Genomic DNA, 18,054 nt, shown 5'->3' on the forward strand with positions numbered 1-18,054 from the left:
TTCTCCCTCGCCTTCTTAACGTACTAACTCAACAATTTTTTGGGCGCCGTCCGCCATTGATTCGGCCGCTACAATGTTTAATTCAGATTCTTCTAAAATCTTTTTCCCTAATTCGACGTTCGTACCTTCTAAACGAACGACAAGCGGAAGTTCCAGACCAACTTGTTTCGTCGCTTCGACAATACCTGTCGCAATGACATCACATTTCATAATACCGCCGAAAATGTTAACGAAAATGCCTTTGACTTTCGGGTCAGAAAGAATAATTTTGAACGCTTCCGTTACTTTTTCTGTCGTTGCGCCGCCGCCGACATCTAAGAAGTTGGCCGGTTCGCCGCCGTAATATTTAATAATGTCCATCGTCGCCATCGCAAGACCGGCTCCGTTGACCATGCAGCCGATATTTCCGTCTAATGCGATGTAGTTTAAGTCGTACTTCGATGCTTCGACTTCTTTTGGATCTTCTTCGTCTAAATCGCGGTATTCGAGCACATCTTTATGACGATATAAAGCGTTGGAATCAAAGTTTAATTTCGCATCAAGCGCCATCACTTTGCCGTCGCCTGTCACAACGAGTGGGTTGATTTCTGCGATGGAGCAATCTTTGTCAACAAACACTTGGTATAAGCCCATCATAAATTTGACCGCTTGGTTGACAAGCTCTTTCGGGATATTGATGTTAAACGCCATACGGCGCGCTTGGAACGCTTGTAATCCGACCGCCGGGTCAATGTATTCTTTGAAAATTTTCTCCGGTGTTTTCGCCGCTACTTCTTCAATTTCCGTTCCGCCTTCTTCAGAACCCATCAAGACGACGCGAGAAGTTGCACGATCGACTACTAGACCGATGTAATATTCTTTTTTAATATCGCAGCCTTCTTCAATAAGTAGGCGCTTCACTTCTTTTCCTTCAGGACCTGTTTGATGAGTGACAAGCACTTTTCCTAACAGTTCGCTGGCGTATGTACGAACTTCCTCTAAGCTCTTCGCTACTTTTACCCCTCCAGCTTTTCCACGACCACCAGCATGAATTTGCGCCTTTACGACACAAACGGAACCTCCTAATTCTTTCGCTGCTTCGACCGCCTCTTCAACGGTAAACGCCACGCGCCCATTTGGCACGCTGACCCCGTAGCTTCTGAGGATCTCTTTACCTTGATACTCATGAATATTCATATCCCATCCTCCTATGTATAAAATAAAAGTACTAGCGCTTTCATTGTATAATGTGACTTTCCATATTGTCTACCATTTCAACATAAAATCAAAAAAATTCTCGCAAAAAGGAAAGCTGTTTCGCTTCTTTTTGTCGAAAACAGACACCTAATCCACATTGGCTAGTTTTCGTTCCATTCGATAAATAAAAGCGAACAGCTCTGCAACAACTTTATATAATTGTTCGGGAATGGCTTCGTTAATCTCTAACTCACTTAACAATTCCACAAGCGACGGATCTTCTTGAATTGGGATATCGTACTCTTTGGCAATCGCAATTAAGTTTTCAGCTACTTTTCCTTTTCCTTTGGCGACGACAACAGGGGCTGCGTGCTCGTGCGGGTTGTACGCCAAGGCAACGGCGTATTTCCTTTTTTCTTTCATATTCGATAGTCTACCTCCGAATAGTTATTCAAAACTCGTAAAAATAATACATCGCTTTGCTGTTGTTCTGGCGGTGTCGCCACCTTGACAGTCGACAACGTATAGCCGCATGCAGCAAGCCGTTCTTTTAACATGGGCTGCATGAGCGATACAATCGTCTCGAGTTGCGGCGTGTCATTAAATAATGAAACGTGGACGATGCTGTTTTGAATGCGCACATCGACTACCATTTCTTTTAAAGTTTTGAGCTGTAAATAAAATAAAATCCGACAGTAATGCGGATCGATCTCCCCGTCTTCTTTCTTTCTTCCTTGCCAGTGGATCGTGACATCCGTTTGCTCATTTCCAAGATAAAGCGGCAATTGCATAAACAGCGGCTGGATCGGGCCTTGTTCTTGTGAGAGGAGTTGATAACCGGTAAGGCGATGAATAAGCGTTTCGATCTGTTTTTTTAATGCTTCATCTTTTATTTCTTGCTGTGCGCGTAACAGAAGCGATTTTAAACCAACGGCAACAAAAGGAACGTCCGATTTCAAATTCTTCTCAACCGCCGCTTCATGTTCGAGGCCGAGCGCCTGCACAAGCGCTTTTATATGTTGCGTTAACGCTTCGGGAATGATGTTTTCATCCGAGAGCAAAAGCGATTGAACACCGTCGGGAAGCTGCCCTTTTTGATATGCTTCATAAAGGAAAGAGAGCTCATTGGGCGGTTTGCCGTCGCTTAACATAGTTAGCAACGTGCGAATTTGCTCTAGCGCCTGTTCGCGGTTATTCCCAATTTCATGTTGCATACGGACAATCCAGTCGCCTAATTGCTGTTTTACGTTTGATTCAGTTAAAGATTCGCTAGAAAAAAGGGAAGCCGCCAGTTCACGGTGAGTCATTATTTGTTTTGCAAGCCAATCCCACGGCTGTTGACCAGATTCGTCCGGCCATATTCCTAGTTTTTGCAAAAGACGATAGGCGTTTTCGTCACCGTGTTGCACCCAGTCGTACAGTAGCACGAGCAACGCTTTATGTGCATCGACCATTCCGTTTGTCATCCGCTGCAAATGAGCGGTCAACATTTGCGTTGCTTCCGATGTTTGCGCCGCCGGAAGCGACGATAAGGACATTTGTAAATCGGCCAACTGCTTAGTGAATGGCGTAGGCAACTGCACAGCTTTCAGTGCCAAAAAAACGGGCTCAGTAAACGGCAATCGGTTTGTGTACATCATTTGCAGCGCGCGCAAATTGATGTCTTTTTCCGGTGTTGCCAAAAGCCATTTCGCCGCTTGAATGACTTCCTCTTTGACAATCGGAAGCTGTTTTTGTAACAAAAAACGAAGAAGCGGCTGTACCTCGCGCGAAAGTCCCCATTTCTTCGCTAACAGTGCAGCAGTTTGTTCAACGGTAGCCTCGGTGTTATCTGCCTGGGGCGATTCAATGATTTGCAAACGAATGTTATCATCCGCCTTCGCCACTTGAAACCAATAATAATTTCCTGCGCGAAGTGGCGTTTGCAGCTCGGCTTGGATCATTTCATTGCCGATTTTCACAAACGCCATCCCGTTTGTCTCGACTTTTTCGATTTTTCCATATACGATTTGGCCATTGCGGAGCGAAACGGGTTTTGTCGGTGCTGACAAGTGGCGTTCCATCCATCCCTCTACATGTCGAATCGATGTCATTTTCTTCCCCCTTTTTTCGTCAATATAACGTCAACGGGCATTATAAGATGCCTTGCAGTGCCTCTCTCACAGGCGCAAACGAACGGCGATGTTGTTCGGTGATTCCGTATGTGCGAATGGCCTGTAAATGATATTCTGTTCCGTAACCCATATGTTTTTCAAATCCGTATTGCGGATACTTTGCCCCGAGTTGTTTCATCATGCGGTCGCGTGTCACTTTCGCCACGATTGAACTCGCGGCAATGGAAATGCTGTTGGCATCGCCTTTAATTAAGCTTTGCTGCGGAATGTCGATCGGCAGTTCCATCGCGTCAATGAGCAAATAAGACGGTTTTGGAAAAAGCTGTTCGACCGCTTGCACCATCGCCTTTTTTGTTGCTTGGTAAATGTTGAGTTCATCGATTTCTTTGGCGGAAACAATGCCGATTCCGATCGAAATCGCCACCGCTTGAATTTGTTCAAACAACGCCTCGCGTTTTGCTTCTGATAGCTTTTTTGAATCATTTAAACCTGGAACATAAGCATCTTTTGGCAAAATAACAGCAGCAGCCACAACTGGACCAGCAAGCGGTCCCCGCCCCGCTTCGTCAATGCCAGCAATGCAGGAAACGCCTTTTGCATAAAGTGACTGCTCATAGCGCGACATTTGTTTCCATTGTTGTCGCTCTTTTTGCGCCCGTTCTTTTTGTTTATACCAGCGCGCGAGCAATGTTTGTACACTTTTTCGCTCATCGCAAGCGATTTCTTGAAAAAGCGGATGCTGCTCGTCTAACGTTAGTAATAGTTGTTCAATTTCTTTCACCGTACGTTTCATTGATGATCGTTCCTTTCTATTTTTTATATCGGCACATTCATAAAAAAATAAAGCCCATTTTATTTTCGGGCTTTACGGTTTCTCAAAGCTGAGGCGGCCTAGTTTTTCCGTGCGGATATCGCGAAGGACAAGTTCTGCTACTTTATCATAATCGACCGTCCCGCCGCCCGCAAGACAGCCACGACGTTTGCCGATCGCATCAAACAGCTCGGCGATGTCATCAGGAATAACATGTAACGAATATCGTTCTTTTAAGCGATCCGGATATTGTTGCGTTAAAAACCGGAGCGCATATACCGCCACGTCTTGCAAGTTTAAAATGGTATCTTTAATCGCTCCCGTTGTTGCAAGTTTCAACCCAACTTCTTCATCTTCAAATTTTGGCCATAAAATCCCCGGTGTGTCTAACAGTTCCATTTCTTTGCCGACTTTAATCCATTGTTGCGCCTTTGTCACACCCGGTTTATCGCCAGTTTTTGCGATATGTTTGCCGGCGAGACGGTTGATTAACGTTGATTTGCCGACGTTCGGAATCCCAACAATTAACGCGCGCAGCGGCCGCGGATTTTTAATTCCCTTTGCCGCCATTTTCGCAAACTTGTCTTTCAACATTTCTTTAGCTGCAACTACGATTTGTTTGACGCCTGCTCCTGCCTGTGAATCGATCGCTAATGCCTGTAATTGTTGTTGCGCAAAAAAAGAAATCCATTGTTTAGTAATTTCTTCATCAGCCATATCCGCTTTATTTAATAAAACGATACGCGGCTTGTTTGCTAAAATTTCATCGATCATCGGATTTCTCGAAGACATTGGAATACGTGCGTCTAACAATTCAAATACGACATCGATGAGTTTTAATTTTTCTTGCAGTTCACGTTTTGCTTTCGCCATATGACCTGGAAACCATTGGATTGTCATTGTTTCCACCTACTTATTTAATAATGCGAGCATCGGAAAGCGGCCAATATACGATGTTCGCTTTCCCAACGACTTTCTCCATCGGAATAAATCCGATATGACGGCTATCTTTGCTGAAGCGGCGGTTATCTCCCATGACAAACAGATAACCTTTAGGTACGGTTTTTTCACCTGTTATTTCCTCTAATGTAAACGGTTCTGTTAACGGTCCGTCCACGAGCTGTTTTTTATATTTGTCTAAATATGGCTCTTTATAAGGCTTTCCGTTGACGTATAATGTGTCGTTTTTATATTCGATATGGTCGCCTGGCAAACCGATGACCCGCTTAATATAATCTTTCCCTTCTTCCGCATGAAACACAATAATATCAAAGCGATGCGGTTCACCGATTTTATAAGAAAGCTTGTTGACAATCATCCGATCACGGTCATGAAGAGTCGGCATCATCGACAGCCCATCAACAATAATCGGCGCAAAAACAAAATAGCGGATGCCGCCCGCCAAGAGCACTGCAATCACGATCGCTTTCAGCCATTCCCATGTTTCGCTTTTTTTCTTTGTCATCCTTCTCCCACCTAGCAGTATTTGATTAGAAAAAAGGAGCTTGAACACCAAGCTCCTTGTTTCACTTTACCATTCCATGTTTTCCATTTCCATTCGCAGTTTTGTGAGACGAATGGTGTTGATGAATTAGCGAATTTCTTTAATGCGTGCAGCTTTACCGCGAAGTTGACGCAAGTAGTAAAGTTTCGCGCGACGCACTTTACCGCGGCGAACAACTTCTAGTTTCGCGATTTTTGGCGTGTGCACCGGGAATGTACGTTCTACACCTACGCCGTAAGAAACTTTACGAACTGTAAATGTTTCGCTTACACCCGCTCCACGACGCTTAATCACAACGCCTTCAAACACCTGAATCCGTTCGCGGTTTCCTTCAACGACTTTTACGTGAACGCGCACTGTATCGCCAGGACGGAATTCAGGCAAGTCTGTTCGCAATTGTTCTTTTGTGATTTCTTGAATTAAATGATGCATCGTATTCAACTCCTTCCAACAGATGCTCATACCAATGCTTTTCATCATTGCAGCGGAACATCGTTTTAACGACTTAAGCCTAAGTCACAAAGATTATACTAGCATAAAGGGGTATTGGATGCAATAGTTACCGTTCGTTTTTTTGAAATTCTTCCAGCCATTTTTTTTGCTGTTCCGTTAATTCGTATTGCTCTAGAAGATCCGGGCGGCGCAAAAACGTTCGGCGCAATGACTCTTTTTGGCGCCATTCTTCAATTAAGCGATGATTGCCGGACAAAAGAACATCCGGTACTTTGAGCCCGCGGAAATCCGCAGGACGTGTGTACTGCGGATGCTCTAACAACCCAGAGCTAAACGAATCGTGCACTGAAGAAGTTTCATTTCCAAGAACCCCCGGCAATAAGCGGACGACGCTATCGACAATAACCATCGCCCCTAATTCTCCCCCTGTTAACACATAATCGCCAATCGAAATTTCATCGGTGACTAAATGTTCGCGAATGCGTTCATCATATCCCTCATAATGTCCGCAAATGAGAATTAAATGCGATTCTTTTGCAAGCTCTTCCGCTTTTTTTTGCGTGTATCGCTCCCCTTGCGGACAAAGCAAAATGATGCGCGCATTGTTTGCATGTTTGGCCAAGTGTGCAACCGCGTCAAAAATGGGCTGCGGTTTTAATACCATGCCTGCACCGCCGCCGTACGGATAGTCGTCTACCGTTTGGTGTTTGTTGTCAGCAAATTCGCGAAAATTAATGACATTGATCGAAACAGCTTTTTTTTCTTGTGCTTTTTTTAAAATCGATTCGCTGAACACGCCGGTAAACATATTTGGAAACAATGTGAGAATGTCGATTTTCATTAGTCGAGCAGTCCTTCCATCGGGCGAATCGTAATGAGTTTGTCGTTGACATTGACATCGATCACAACATCGGCAATGTATGGAATGAGTGCATCTTTTCCGCCTTTCCGCTGCACTACCCACACATCGTTCGCCCCCGGTGTCAATATTTCTTTGACGGTTCCAACCGTTTCGCCGTCTTCGGTTACGACCGTACAGCCGATAATTTCGTGAAAGTAATATTCTCCTTCTCCCAGTTCGCCAAGCTGGCTTTCCGGCACTTTCAAAACCGCTCCTTTAAATTTTTCAACGAGATTGATGTTGTCGTATCCTTCAAATGCCAATAAATCAAACGATTTATGAACGCGATGGCTTTTCACTTTTACTTCGATTGGCTGTGGCGCGTTGTCCATAAAAATGTAAAGCTTGTTACCAATTTTATACCGTTCGTCGGCAAAATCCGTTTTTGAAATGACGCGCACTTCGCCGCGAATGCCGTGCGTGTTGACAATCGTTCCGACATGAAACCATTTCATCGTTCTCACCTCTTTTTCAGCGAATTTCTTTCACAATGCCATCTTCAATCACAATTGCACGCATCTTGGTGATGTCGTCCCAACGGTCGCCGACATTCACCTCAATTAACGCCTGCACTTCTCGCTCTTTTAATTCGCTGCCTAACGGTAGGATGTGTAATTGTTCGAGCTGAAAATCCAATAGTTTGATTTTTTCGAGCCGATCGTCGATTTCTTTCGTAAAATATTGTTTTAATACGGTTGGAGAGTATTTGGCGTTTTTTTCGAGGCGTTTTTGCTCAAAACGAAGTTGGTCGCATTCTTGTTGTAATTTTCGTTTGCGTGCGGAAAATTTTTCGTGCAGTTCCGCCCGGCTTTTTTCGGTTAAAATTTGCTTCACTTCAACGGTTTGGATCATTTTCATAGCGACACCTCTAAAACGGTAATAAAAAAGGGGAGGATTCTCCTCACCCTTTGTCGTTAATTTGCACGATGACGCGCTTCGGCTGATCGGATGCCGCTGCGTACACAACCGTTCGAATCGCGTGAATCGTGCGCCCTTGCTTTCCGATTACCTTTCCGATGTCTTCTTCATGAACGGATAACGTATAGGTAATCGTCTGTTCGTCCGCAGTTTCCGTAACAACAACCTCGTCCGGATAATCGACAAGCGCCCGTACAATCGTTTCAATTAGCGGCTTCATTTACATCACATTATTTGCCGTATTTTAAGTTGTGGAATTTTTCTAAAATTCCTTGTTTTGAAAGCAAGTTGCGAACCGTATCCGACGGTTTTGCCCCGTTTTGCAGCCATTTTAATGCTAATTCTTCGTTGATTTTCACTTCTGCTGGCTCCGTAACCGGGTTGTACGTACCGATTGTTTCGATAAAGCGGCCATCGCGTGGAGAACGAGAGTCCGCTACAACAATACGATAGAAAGGCGATTTTTTCGCACCCATGCGTTTTAAACGAATTTTTACTGCCATTTTTTCTAGCACCTCCGTAAATAGTTCACACAAGATAGTATATTAGCAATAATCGTGTAGTTTGTAAAGTGTTTTTTCTTAACACATTATCCCCTACATAAACGGGAATTTAAACCCTTTTTTCTTTCCTTTTGTCATCGTCGTCATCATTTTCATCATTTTTTTCATTTCTTCAAATTGTTTTAACAGGCGGTTGACTTCTTGGACAGATGTGCCGCTTCCTTTGGCGATTCGCTTTTTGCGGCTGGCGTTAATAATTTCTGGATTCGCCTTTTCCTCTTTTGTCATCGAGCGAATGATTGCTTCGACGTGGGCAATTTGTTTCTCATCGATTTGGATGTTGTTTAAGCCTTTAATTTTATTGGCGCCCGGAAGCATTTTTAAAATTTCATCCAACGGTCCCATTTTCCGCACTTGTCCGAGCTGTTCGAGGAAGTCATCGAACGTAAACGACATCGTGCGCATTTTTTGTTCAAGCTCTTTCGCTTTTTCTTCATCGACCGCCGCTTGTGCCTTTTCGATGAGGGTAAGTACATCACCCATCCCTAAAATGCGCGAAGCCATTCGCTCTGGATGAAACGGCTCAAGGGCATCCATTTTTTCGCCCATCCCAACGAATTTAATTGGCGTGTTCGTGACCGCTTTAATCGATAGCGCTGCCCCGCCGCGCGTATCCCCGTCAAGTTTCGTTAAAATGACGCCGGTTAAACCGAGCTGTTCGTTAAAGCTTTGCGCCACGTTGACAGCGTCTTGTCCGGTCATCGCATCGACGACGAGGAAAATTTCGTCTGGTTTGGTGAGTTGTTTAATTTGTTTCAATTCATCCATTAACGCTTCATCAATATGAAGCCGCCCGGCTGTGTCGATGATGACGTAGTCGTGATGGTCTTCTTTCGCTTTCGCAATCGCTTGTTTCGCGATTTCGACTGGGCTGACTTGATCGCCGAGGGAAAATACTGGAATGTTCAGCTGTTTGCCGAGCGTTTCAAGCTGTTTGATGGCGGCCGGACGGTAAATGTCGGCAGCGACTAACAGCGGTTTCCGGTTATATTTTTTGCGCAATAAGTTCGCTAATTTCCCGGTCGTCGTCGTTTTTCCGGCTCCTTGCAAACCGACCATCATAATGACGGTTGGCGGACGAGTGGCAACGGCGATTTTGCTTTGTTCTCCGCCCATGAGCGCCGTTAGTTCTTCTTTAACGACTTTAATGACTTGTTGGCCTGGCGTTAAGCTTTTTAGCACTTCTTGGCCAACAGCGCGCTCGCTCACGCGTTTGATAAAGTCTTTAACGACTTTAAAGTTTACGTCCGCTTCTAAAAGCGCAAGCCGGACTTCGCGCATCATTTCTTTTACATCGGCTTCCGTTACTTTTCCTTTGCCGCGAATTTTGTTCATCACGCTTTGCAGACGGTCGGCTAACCCTTCAAATGCCATCTATTACCGCCTCCTACTCTAGTTTCTCCAACGCTTCAATCGTTTGCCATAATTCCCGGTCATCGGCATATTTTTGCAAAGCGAATTCCTTCAGCCGCTTAATCAGCTTTTGCCGTTCTTGAAACTTTTGGAACAATGACAACTTTTCTTCATATTCCTCGAGCATCGCTTCTGTTCGTTTAATATTATCGTAAACGGCTTGCCGGCTTACTTCGTATTCTTCTGCAATTTCGCCGAGGGAGTAATCGTCTAAATAATAAAGGGACATATAGCTTCGTTGCTTCGGGGTTAACAACGACTGATAAAAATCGTACAAATAGTTCATTCGCGTTGTTTTCTCAAGCATCGAACTCCCTCCCGCTTGTTAAGTAAAATACCTTTACAAACATTTAGTGTACCGTCTTTTCCGCAAAGTGTCAAGGGTTGGGACTTAATCCTTCTTATTTTCTTCATCATCCTGATCGTATCAAGCATGGCCGGAAAGGCGAATGCACGTAATTTCCTTCTCGATGAATCGAGGAAAAAATGACAAAAATGGTGTGGTCGTTTAAAAGCAGCCGTCCTTCTCCGTCCCATGTGTATTGGTAACGGTCGTCTTGCAGAAGCTTCGTCATCTTCACCAAATAGAAAAACAGCACCCCTCTATATAGGTGCACTTTGAAGCTTTAACATTTTTACTGTTTACGTCGTTATTTTTCGACTGTCGGGCGACCGAACAACCAGCCGCTTCCCAGACAAATAAATTTGTCTGGGAGCGGTGTTGTTCGGTTCCCTGTCACGCTTTGGCGTGACGAAGGCAAGCCATGGGCTTGCCTCGACAGTCGAAAAAATTAAGTTAAACTTCCTAGTTGTATTTATATTAGGATGCTGCCACATTATTTTTTTGAGCCATTTTTCTTATATTGCGCTAAGAAATTCATTCGACAGGCTCAACAACAAAGCTCCAGCCGTCCAGATATGTTTCCCGCTCATTGTCGTTCCACTACAATCTCATCCGCCTCCACTACTGCACCGCTTTTGTACGCCGACAATGGCTTTCTCGTTTTCACCGTCACCGAAACGCCCGCCGCAATCTCCTCCGGTTTCAGCTGTTTGCCAGTGGAACTGCGAATAACCGTATGGGAATCAATCGATATTTTCTGAATCTCCCGACGACTAAAGTCGCAGGGTTCTTGCGTACAAAAGGGCTTCTCGTACACCTGCGTGCAGAACTCACCCTTGTTCCGCAAGACTTTCATGGGCAAACACCTCTGTGGTGCTTAGCGCCCTGTACGCCCGATTCAAGACGTTGGACTTTTCTTCTCTATAAAAATAGTATACCATCTTTGACTACGTCAAAGCAATCGGTTCATCCCATGTCTACAGGCTACACCCTGCATAGGTTTTCTCCGATTGTAGTTTGTAAAAATAACCGACGTCTATTTTTTGTTTTTCTAATTTAGATAACTGAGACCAATCGACCCATATTTCCTTCTCGGTCGCCCTAGTGACTTCACCTTTAATCGTGTCCAATTTTGCTTGGCACCCCGAAATACCAGACCACACTCCCAATAGAACCGCTAAAACAAGCAAAAATGGCCTCATCGCATTTTGATCTCCATTTGCCCGTTGTTTTGTCTTTTAATGAACGTTTCTTTATTCTTCCAATAAATCCGCAAACAGTCCGTATACGTATTGTTCTGGATCGAAGGCTTGCAAGTCGTCCATTTTTTCGCCGAGGCCGACGAATTTGACCGGAATGTTCAGTTCATTACGGATCGCTAAGACGATGCCGCCTTTGGCAGTGCCGTCAAGTTTCGTGAGCACGATGCCAGTCACGTTCGTCGCTTCTTTAAACATTTTCGCTTGGCTCATCGCATTTTGACCCGTCGTTGCATCGAGTACGAGCAACACTTCGTGCGGCGCTCCCGGAATTTCGCGCTCAATGACACGCTTAACTTTCTCTAACTCTTTCATTAAGTTTACTTTATTTTGTAAACGGCCAGCTGTATCGCATAGCAAGACATCGACGTTGCGCGCTTTCGCTGCTTGGATCGCGTCATACATGACAGCAGCTGGATCGGAACCGGCCGACTGCTTAATCACTTCCACCCCGACGCGCTCGCCCCATACCTCAAGCTGCTCAATTGCTCCGGCGCGGAACGTATCGCCCGCTGCGAGCATGACTGTTTTCCCTTCCGATTTGAACTTGTGTGCTAATTTTCCGATCGTTGTCGTTTTCCCGACCCCGTTGACGCCGACAAATAAAATGACCGTCAAGCCGTTTTCTTGCATATTTAACGTAGCCGGCGCGTCATCGCCGCCTTTATAAATGTCGACAAGCTTCTCCGAAATGACCGCCTGCATTTCTTTCGTCTCTTGAATGTTGCGGCGCTTTACTTCCATCTTTAATTCGTCAATTAAATCCATCACCGTTGTCACACCGACATCGGCGGCGATTAAAATTTCTTCGAGCTCTTCAAAAAACTCTTCATCGACTTTCCGGTAACGGGCGATTAAGTCGTTTACCCGCCCTGCAAACGAATCGCGCGTTTTCGCAAGACCTTGTTTAAATTTTTCCGTGACCGCATCCGTTTGTTGTGTAATTTTCTCTTTGAACTTTTTAAAAAAATTCATCGTTCATGCCATCCTTTCCACATTACGACTTTACAAGCTATTTCGAACCTTCCAAACGAACCGATACTAACTTCGACACCCCTGACTCTTGCATCGTCACACCGTACAGCACGTCTGCTTCTTCCATCGTTCCTTTCCGATGCGTGATGACGATAAATTGCGTTTGGCTGCTAAACTGCTTTAAATATTGAGCGTAGCGATGCACGTTCGCTTCATCAAGCGCCGCTTCCACTTCGTCCAAAATACAAAACGGCACCGGCCGCACTTTTAAAATGGAAAACAATAACGCAATCGCCGTCAGCGCCCGTTCACCGCCAGACAGCAAGCTTAAGTTTTGCAGCTTTTTCCCCGGCGGCTGCGCGACAATGTCAATGCCCGTATTCAACAAATCGATCGGATCGGTGAGCTGCAAATCGGCGCGGCCTCCGCCAAACAGTTGCTGAAATACATCGCTAAAATGTGAACGAATTTGTTGAAACGTCGACAGAAACCGTTTTTTCATTTCTTGATCCATCTCGTCAATGACTTGATATAACGTTTCTTTTGCTTGCTGCAAATCGCTTTTTTGCGCTGTTAAAAACTCATACCGCTCCGATACGCGTTCATATTCGTCAATCGCTCCTAAATTCACCGTTCCGAGTTCTTCGATCGCCCGCTTGATGAGCTTCACTTTTTTGCGCGCCTCATTTGCCTCAATTTCGAGCGGATATTTTTCTTTTGCCGCTTCAAACGTTAACATATACTCTTCACGCAAGCGCGCTAACAAGTTTTCGAGCTCAACATCGAGGCGATTCAATTTCACTTCTTCGTCTTTGATAATATCAGTTAGCTGTTTATACTTGCGTTTTTTCTCTTTTAATTCGCGTTCAAGGTTTTCAAGCGTTTGTTGATAGTGTAGGCGCTGTTCGCGGCGGCTGGCAATGAGTTCGACCGTTTCGTTTTTATCTTGTAGTTTTTGTTGCCGCAACCGCTCGAGTTGCTCTTCGCCGGAATCGTTCGACTCCATTTCGGCAATCAGCGCCGACAAATCGTCTTTTGCCGTTTTCAGCTGCGTTTCCGTTTCTGTTTGTTCAAGTTTCATCCGTTCAATTTTTTCTTGCAGATGCTTTAATAGCTGCTGTTTTTCGGCGAGGGCGATTTTTTGTTCCGTCATCGCTATTTGCAACGCTTCTTTTGAATTTTGCTCGTCTTGTTTTTGAACGGCTAACCGCTCCATTTGTTCATCGATTTCAGCAAGCGCTTGTTGTATGTCACGCAGCTTTTGCTCAACGGTCGCAATTTTTCCTTTGATTTGTTTCATTTCTTGCTCATCGTGCATTTTTTCATGATCGTATAAAGTAAGGCGGTCATTCATATTTTTTTCTTGCCATTCGACCTCGCGCCATTCGCTTTTCACTTCTTGCAAAGCAAAGCGCCATTGTTCTGCTTGTTTACGAAGCTCGGCAATCTCTGCTTCCCGCTCGCCTGCTTCTTTCTTTTTCGCTTGCACGTACCGCTCCAATTGTGCCGTTTTTTCTTCCATTTCGCGAAGTTTGCCGGTAATAGTTTCAAGTTCGCGGTTTCGGCTCAACAACGAGTTCGTCTTTTTCGCCACTCCGCCGCCTGTCATCGCACCACCTGGGCTGACGACGTCCCCATCAAGCGTCACAAGGCGATAGCGGTAATGAAGCAGACGAGCCAGTTCGTTCGCTCCTTTTAAATCCATTGTCACAATTACATTGCCAAGCAAATGGGCCATGACCGTACGATACATCGGATCATATGAAATAAGTTGGCTTGCGATGCCGATAAACGCCGGATGATGTTGCACAAGCGCAAGCTGTTCAGCCGGAATGTGCTTTGCTTGAATCACATTCAGCGGCAAAAACGTCGCCCGTCCATACGCATTTGTTTTCAAATAGTGGATCGCTGCCCGAGCAGCTTCCTCGTTTGCAACCACAATATGTTGCATCGCTCCGCCAAGCGCAATTTCGAGCGCCGTTTCGTATTCGTTTGGGACGTGAATGAGCTCGACGACTGCCCCGTGAATGCCGGAAAGCTGATGGCGCGCTTTTAAAATTTCTTTCACTCCTTGAAAAAAGCCCGCATAATCATGCTGCATTTCTTCTAACATTTCTTTTCGCGATTTCGTTTGCTGCAAATATTGGTATGCTTGATAGAGCATCGCTTCTTTTTTCTCAATTTCCTGCTTGATATGCGACAGCTGCTCGAGCTTTTCTTGCAGCGCTTGTTCGCGCTCAGCGATCATCCGCTCCGTTTTTTCATATTGTGCTTTCAAACGCGCATGTTGCTCTTGCACACGATTGCGCTCAAGCAAATATTTTTCGTTCTCTTTTGCAAGCGCCGCCTGTTTCGTTGTTAACTTTTCCAGCTGCGTCTGCAAATGCGAACGCTCGTTCTTTAACGACGCTTGCTCGTGAACAAGCTCGATGTAATCGCTTTTTAATTTCTCCATTTGTTCTTCGACACTCACATCGTGTAGTGAAAGAGCTTGCTGTTTTTCTTTCAATTCCGCTTGAATGGCCGCAATTTGTTGACGCACTTGAACAAGCTGCTCCTGCTCTTTCTCAAACATTTCTGCTAATCGTTCCTTTTTCTCAGAAAAAGCAGTGATCGCTTCCTCTAACTGCTTTTTATATTGAGCAGCATTTTTCTTTCGTTCTCTTAATACTTCTTTTCGCCCTTCCAGTTTTTCGAGCTCTTCGCTTACAACGAGCAATACTTGTTGCAAGCCGTCAATCGACTCATCAAGTGCGGTCATTTGATCGCGAAGCTGTTCGACGGACGCTTCTTCTTTTTGCATCGTTGCCGATAACGACATTTCTTCTTGCTGATGGGCCGTCACTTGTTCGCGCATTGCGGTCCATTGCTGGTGAAGCGTTTCAATTTCATGAGCGATCAGCGCCACTTCAAACTTTTCTAGTTCGTCGCGCTTTTCAAGATAGTCTTTGGCAATCGAAGCTTGCATTTTCAACGGCTCAAGCTGACTCTCTAACTCATGTAAAATATCGTTGACGCGCTGCAAGTTTTCTTGTGTTTCAATGAGTTTATGCTCCGCTTTTTTCTTGCGGATTTTATATTTGAGCACTCCGGCTGCTTCTTCGAAAATAGTGCGCCGTTCTTCCGGTTTGCTGCTTAAAATTTCTTCGATGCGGCCTTGGCCGATAATTGAAAACGCTTCTTTTCCTAAGCCGGAGTCCATAAACAAATCAACGATATCTTTCAAACGACAAGGTTGCTGGTTAATCAAAAACTCGCTTTCTCCCGAACGATAAACACGTCTTGTCACGCTAATTTCTTGATAATCAAGCGGCAAAAATTGATCTTCGTTATCAAGCGTTAACGTCACCTCGGCAATGTTTAACGGTTTGCGTGAATCGCTCCCCGCGAAAATAATGTCTTCCATTTTCGCCCCGCGAAGTGATTTCGCCGACTGCTCGCCTAACACCCAACGGATGGCATCGGTAATATTGCTTTTTCCGCTACCATTCGGGCCAACAACAGCAGTCACACCCGGAACAAACTCGATCGATACACGATCAGCAAACGATTTAAATCCGATAATATCTAATCGTTTGAGGAACATTCGTACCCCCGCCTCGCTATCTTTCATATAAAATCCTCAATATTGTACCATAACTACTAATTCAAACATAGAGAGGAAAAAAGGGCTGACTATGTTTCGCTGAGCCAGCCCCTTTTTTGCGAAAAATGCGTTTTTCTTATTCGTTCGCCAACTTTTTTAACTTTTGCAGTGCCATCTGTGCCGCTTTTTGCTCCGCTTCTTTTTTGGATTTCCCGACGCCAACGCCAAACTCTTTTCCGTTTAACGAAACGCGGGAAACAAACTCTTTATTGTGCGCAGGTCCTTTTTCCTGTAAAATTGTATACTCGATAACGCCGTTGCCGTCGCGCTGAACTAGTTCCTGCAATTGGCTTTTATAATCCATCACATGAGAAAAAGCACCTTCATTGATTTTTGGAAAGATCGTTTGTTCCAAAAATCGAATGACCGCATCCATTCCTTGATCTAAATAAAGAGCGCCAATAAACGCTTCAAACACGTCTGCTAGAAGCGATGGCCGCATCCGTCCGCCCGTCATTTCTTCACCTTTTCCAAGCAAAACGAGCTGGCCAAATACAAGATCATTAGCAAACTTCACAAGAGACGGCTCACATACAATGGCAGCACGCAATTTTGTTAATTCCCCTTCACTCATATGAGGGAAATGTTGAAATAAATATTGCGAAATGGTAAGCTCTAACACAGCATCTCCCAAAAATTCGAGCCGTTCGTTATCTTCATGCGGTCGCTTGCGATGCTCATTCACATACGATGAATGGGTAAAGGCCTGAATCAAAAGCTTCTCATTCGTGAAAAATATGCCGATTTTTTGTTGCAACTGCTTAAACATTAATCTCCTTTTTTCGTTCATACGCTGTTCTTTGTCTTTCTGTTTCGACATAAATAAGGACCTCCGGACTTCATTCCATCAATATACTCGGTAAGACCGATCGCCCAATTGGATCAATAAAAAAAGCATAGAAAGCCCCGTTTAAAACAACGGGACTTTTCTCAATTATATCATTACATGCGGCTTTTTATGTAGTTCACAGCATCTCCGACTGTGACAATTTTCTCTGCTTCCTCATCGGAAATTTCCATGTCAAACTCATCTTCTAATTCCATTACAAGTTCTACTACGTCTAATGAATCAGCGCCTAAATCATCTTTGAAAGAAGCTTCTAGCGTCACTTGTGATTCCTCTACACCTAGACGATCCACGATGATTTTCGTTACACGCTCTAATACGTCTGCCATTATTGCATTCACCTCCTCTCATGATTATAGTCAATTTCTTGCCAAAATACTAGCTTGAATTTACATGACCATTCCGCCATTGACATGAATCGTTTGACCGGTAATGTAGTTGGCTGCGTCCGATACTAAAAATACGACAACTTTTGCGATATCTTCCGGCTCTCCAAAGCGGGCGAGCGGAATTTGCTTCAACATTTCCGTCCGAATGTCTTCGCTGAGACGATCGGTCATATCGGTCGTAATAAATCCCGGCGCAATCGCATTCACCGTAATATTGCGGCTCGCAAGCTCTCGTGCGGCTGTTTTCGTAAAGCCGATGACTCCTGCTTTAGCGGCTACATAGTTGGCTTGTCCGGGGTTTCCGCTCACGCCAACAATCGAAGTGATATTGACGATGCGCCCGTACCGCTGTTTCATCATCGGGCGAGTGACCGCCTTCGTGCAATGGAACACACCTTTTAAGTTAATATTGATCACTTCATCCCACTCTTCCTCTTTCATACGCATAAGTAAATTATCGCGCGTAATGCCGGCATTGTTGACTAAAATATCGATGCGCTCAAAGCGATCTATGACTTCTTTTACCATCCGCTCAACCGCTTCAACATTCGATACGTCCGCTTGAATGGCAAACGCTTCGCCGCCCATATGTTGAATTTCTTCAACGACTTCCTTCGCCTTTAATTCACTTCCGGCATAGTTGACGGCTACTTTCGCTCCTTGACGAGCGAGCTCTAAAGCGATGGCGCGCCCGATTCCGCGCGACGCTCCTGTAACGAGCGCTACTTTTCCTTGTAACATG

At 44.9% G+C, this 18,054-nt stretch carries 21 protein-coding genes; all 21 read right to left on the minus strand.

All coding sequences use genetic code 11. The features are described 5' to 3' along the window. Positions 1-15: 15 nt before the first annotated feature. The 21 genes from sucC to fabG all read right to left on the minus strand — a co-directional run bounded on the left by sucC (position 16) and on the right by fabG (position 18,053). Positions 16-1,176, minus strand: a complete 1,161-nt coding sequence (gene sucC / locus HNQ34_RS03760) for an ADP-forming succinate--CoA ligase subunit beta (protein ID WP_183251686.1) — start codon at positions 1,174-1,176, stop codon at positions 16-18. 147 nt (positions 1,177-1,323) lie between these two features. Next, complete coding sequence (locus HNQ34_RS03765) at positions 1,324-1,599, minus strand: EscU/YscU/HrcU family type III secretion system export apparatus switch protein (protein ID WP_183251688.1); 276 nt, start codon at positions 1,597-1,599, stop codon at positions 1,324-1,326. After that, positions 1,596-3,269 (minus strand): hypothetical protein, encoded by a 1,674-nt coding sequence (locus HNQ34_RS03770; RefSeq protein ID WP_183251690.1) that lies wholly within the window; start codon positions 3,267-3,269, stop codon positions 1,596-1,598. The genes HNQ34_RS03765 and HNQ34_RS03770 overlap by 4 nt, the downstream gene beginning before the upstream one ends. Before the next feature lie 40 nt (positions 3,270-3,309). Beyond that, the gene (locus HNQ34_RS03775; RefSeq protein WP_183251691.1) at positions 3,310-4,083 is read right to left on the minus strand and encodes a ribonuclease HII; all 774 of its coding nucleotides are present in this window, start codon (positions 4,081-4,083) and stop codon (positions 3,310-3,312) included. Positions 4,084-4,155: 72 nt separating this feature from the next. After that, on the minus strand, positions 4,156-5,010 hold the full coding sequence (gene ylqF / locus HNQ34_RS03780; RefSeq protein ID WP_183251693.1) for a ribosome biogenesis GTPase YlqF: 855 nt from the start codon (positions 5,008-5,010) through the stop codon (positions 4,156-4,158). A 4-nt stretch (positions 5,011-5,014) separates the two neighbouring features. Then, positions 5,015-5,566 (minus strand): signal peptidase I, encoded by a 552-nt coding sequence (lepB, locus tag HNQ34_RS03785; RefSeq protein ID WP_183251696.1) that lies wholly within the window; start codon positions 5,564-5,566, stop codon positions 5,015-5,017. Positions 5,567-5,692: 126 nt separating this feature from the next. After that, the gene (gene rplS, locus HNQ34_RS03790; RefSeq protein ID WP_183251698.1) at positions 5,693-6,037 is read right to left on the minus strand and encodes a 50S ribosomal protein L19; all 345 of its coding nucleotides are present in this window, start codon (positions 6,035-6,037) and stop codon (positions 5,693-5,695) included. Positions 6,038-6,164: 127 nt separating this feature from the next. Next, positions 6,165-6,899 (minus strand): tRNA (guanosine(37)-N1)-methyltransferase TrmD, encoded by a 735-nt coding sequence (gene trmD, locus HNQ34_RS03795; RefSeq protein WP_183251701.1) that lies wholly within the window; start codon positions 6,897-6,899, stop codon positions 6,165-6,167. Beyond that, complete coding sequence (gene rimM, locus HNQ34_RS03800; RefSeq protein WP_183251703.1) at positions 6,899-7,414, minus strand: ribosome maturation factor RimM; 516 nt, start codon at positions 7,412-7,414, stop codon at positions 6,899-6,901. The genes trmD and rimM overlap by 1 nt, the downstream gene beginning before the upstream one ends. 16 nt (positions 7,415-7,430) lie before the next feature. Then, positions 7,431-7,817, minus strand: a complete 387-nt coding sequence (locus tag HNQ34_RS03805; protein ID WP_183251705.1) for a YlqD family protein — start codon at positions 7,815-7,817, stop codon at positions 7,431-7,433. 43 nt (positions 7,818-7,860) lie between these two features. After that, entirely contained in the window at positions 7,861-8,097 is a 237-nt protein-coding gene (locus HNQ34_RS03810; protein ID WP_183251707.1) for a KH domain-containing protein, read from the minus strand. A 10-nt stretch (positions 8,098-8,107) separates the two neighbouring features. Next, positions 8,108-8,380 carry a 30S ribosomal protein S16 gene (rpsP, locus tag HNQ34_RS03815; RefSeq protein ID WP_183251709.1) on the minus strand — a complete coding sequence of 91 codons (273 nt, stop codon included), beginning with the start codon at positions 8,378-8,380 and terminating at the stop codon, positions 8,108-8,110. Between the two features lie 93 nt (positions 8,381-8,473). After that, a complete protein-coding gene (ffh, locus tag HNQ34_RS03820) occupies positions 8,474-9,814 on the minus strand; it encodes a signal recognition particle protein (RefSeq protein ID WP_183251711.1) in 1,341 nt (446 codons plus the stop codon). 13 nt (positions 9,815-9,827) lie between these two features. Further along, a complete protein-coding gene (locus HNQ34_RS03825; protein WP_183251713.1) occupies positions 9,828-10,160 on the minus strand; it encodes a putative DNA-binding protein in 333 nt (110 codons plus the stop codon). 622 nt (positions 10,161-10,782) lie between these two features. Next, a complete protein-coding gene (locus HNQ34_RS03830; RefSeq protein WP_183251715.1) occupies positions 10,783-11,013 on the minus strand; it encodes a hypothetical protein in 231 nt (76 codons plus the stop codon). A gap of 160 nt (positions 11,014-11,173) precedes the next feature. Beyond that, positions 11,174-11,398: a hypothetical protein gene (locus HNQ34_RS03835; RefSeq protein ID WP_183251717.1), complete on the minus strand. Its 225-nt coding sequence runs from the start codon at positions 11,396-11,398 to the stop codon at positions 11,174-11,176. A 51-nt stretch (positions 11,399-11,449) separates the two neighbouring features. Further along, complete coding sequence (gene ftsY, locus HNQ34_RS03840; protein ID WP_183251719.1) at positions 11,450-12,430, minus strand: signal recognition particle-docking protein FtsY; 981 nt, start codon at positions 12,428-12,430, stop codon at positions 11,450-11,452. 37 nt (positions 12,431-12,467) lie between these two features. Continuing rightward, positions 12,468-16,016 carry a chromosome segregation protein SMC gene (gene smc / locus HNQ34_RS03845; protein WP_183252213.1) on the minus strand — a complete coding sequence of 1,183 codons (3,549 nt, stop codon included), beginning with the start codon at positions 16,014-16,016 and terminating at the stop codon, positions 12,468-12,470. Between the two features lie 136 nt (positions 16,017-16,152). After that, positions 16,153-16,896, minus strand: a complete 744-nt coding sequence (rnc, locus tag HNQ34_RS03850) for a ribonuclease III (RefSeq protein ID WP_183251722.1) — start codon at positions 16,894-16,896, stop codon at positions 16,153-16,155. A gap of 122 nt (positions 16,897-17,018) precedes the next feature. Continuing rightward, complete coding sequence (gene acpP, locus HNQ34_RS03855) at positions 17,019-17,252, minus strand: acyl carrier protein (protein WP_027408166.1); 234 nt, start codon at positions 17,250-17,252, stop codon at positions 17,019-17,021. Positions 17,253-17,312: 60 nt separating this feature from the next. After that, positions 17,313-18,053 (minus strand): 3-oxoacyl-[acyl-carrier-protein] reductase, encoded by a 741-nt coding sequence (fabG, locus tag HNQ34_RS03860; RefSeq protein ID WP_183251724.1) that lies wholly within the window; start codon positions 18,051-18,053, stop codon positions 17,313-17,315. Position 18,054 lies beyond the last annotated feature (1 nt).

The organism is Anoxybacteroides tepidamans (assembly GCF_014201465.1).
Classification (GTDB): Bacteria; Bacillota; Bacilli; order Bacillales; family Anoxybacillaceae; genus Anoxybacteroides; species Anoxybacteroides tepidamans.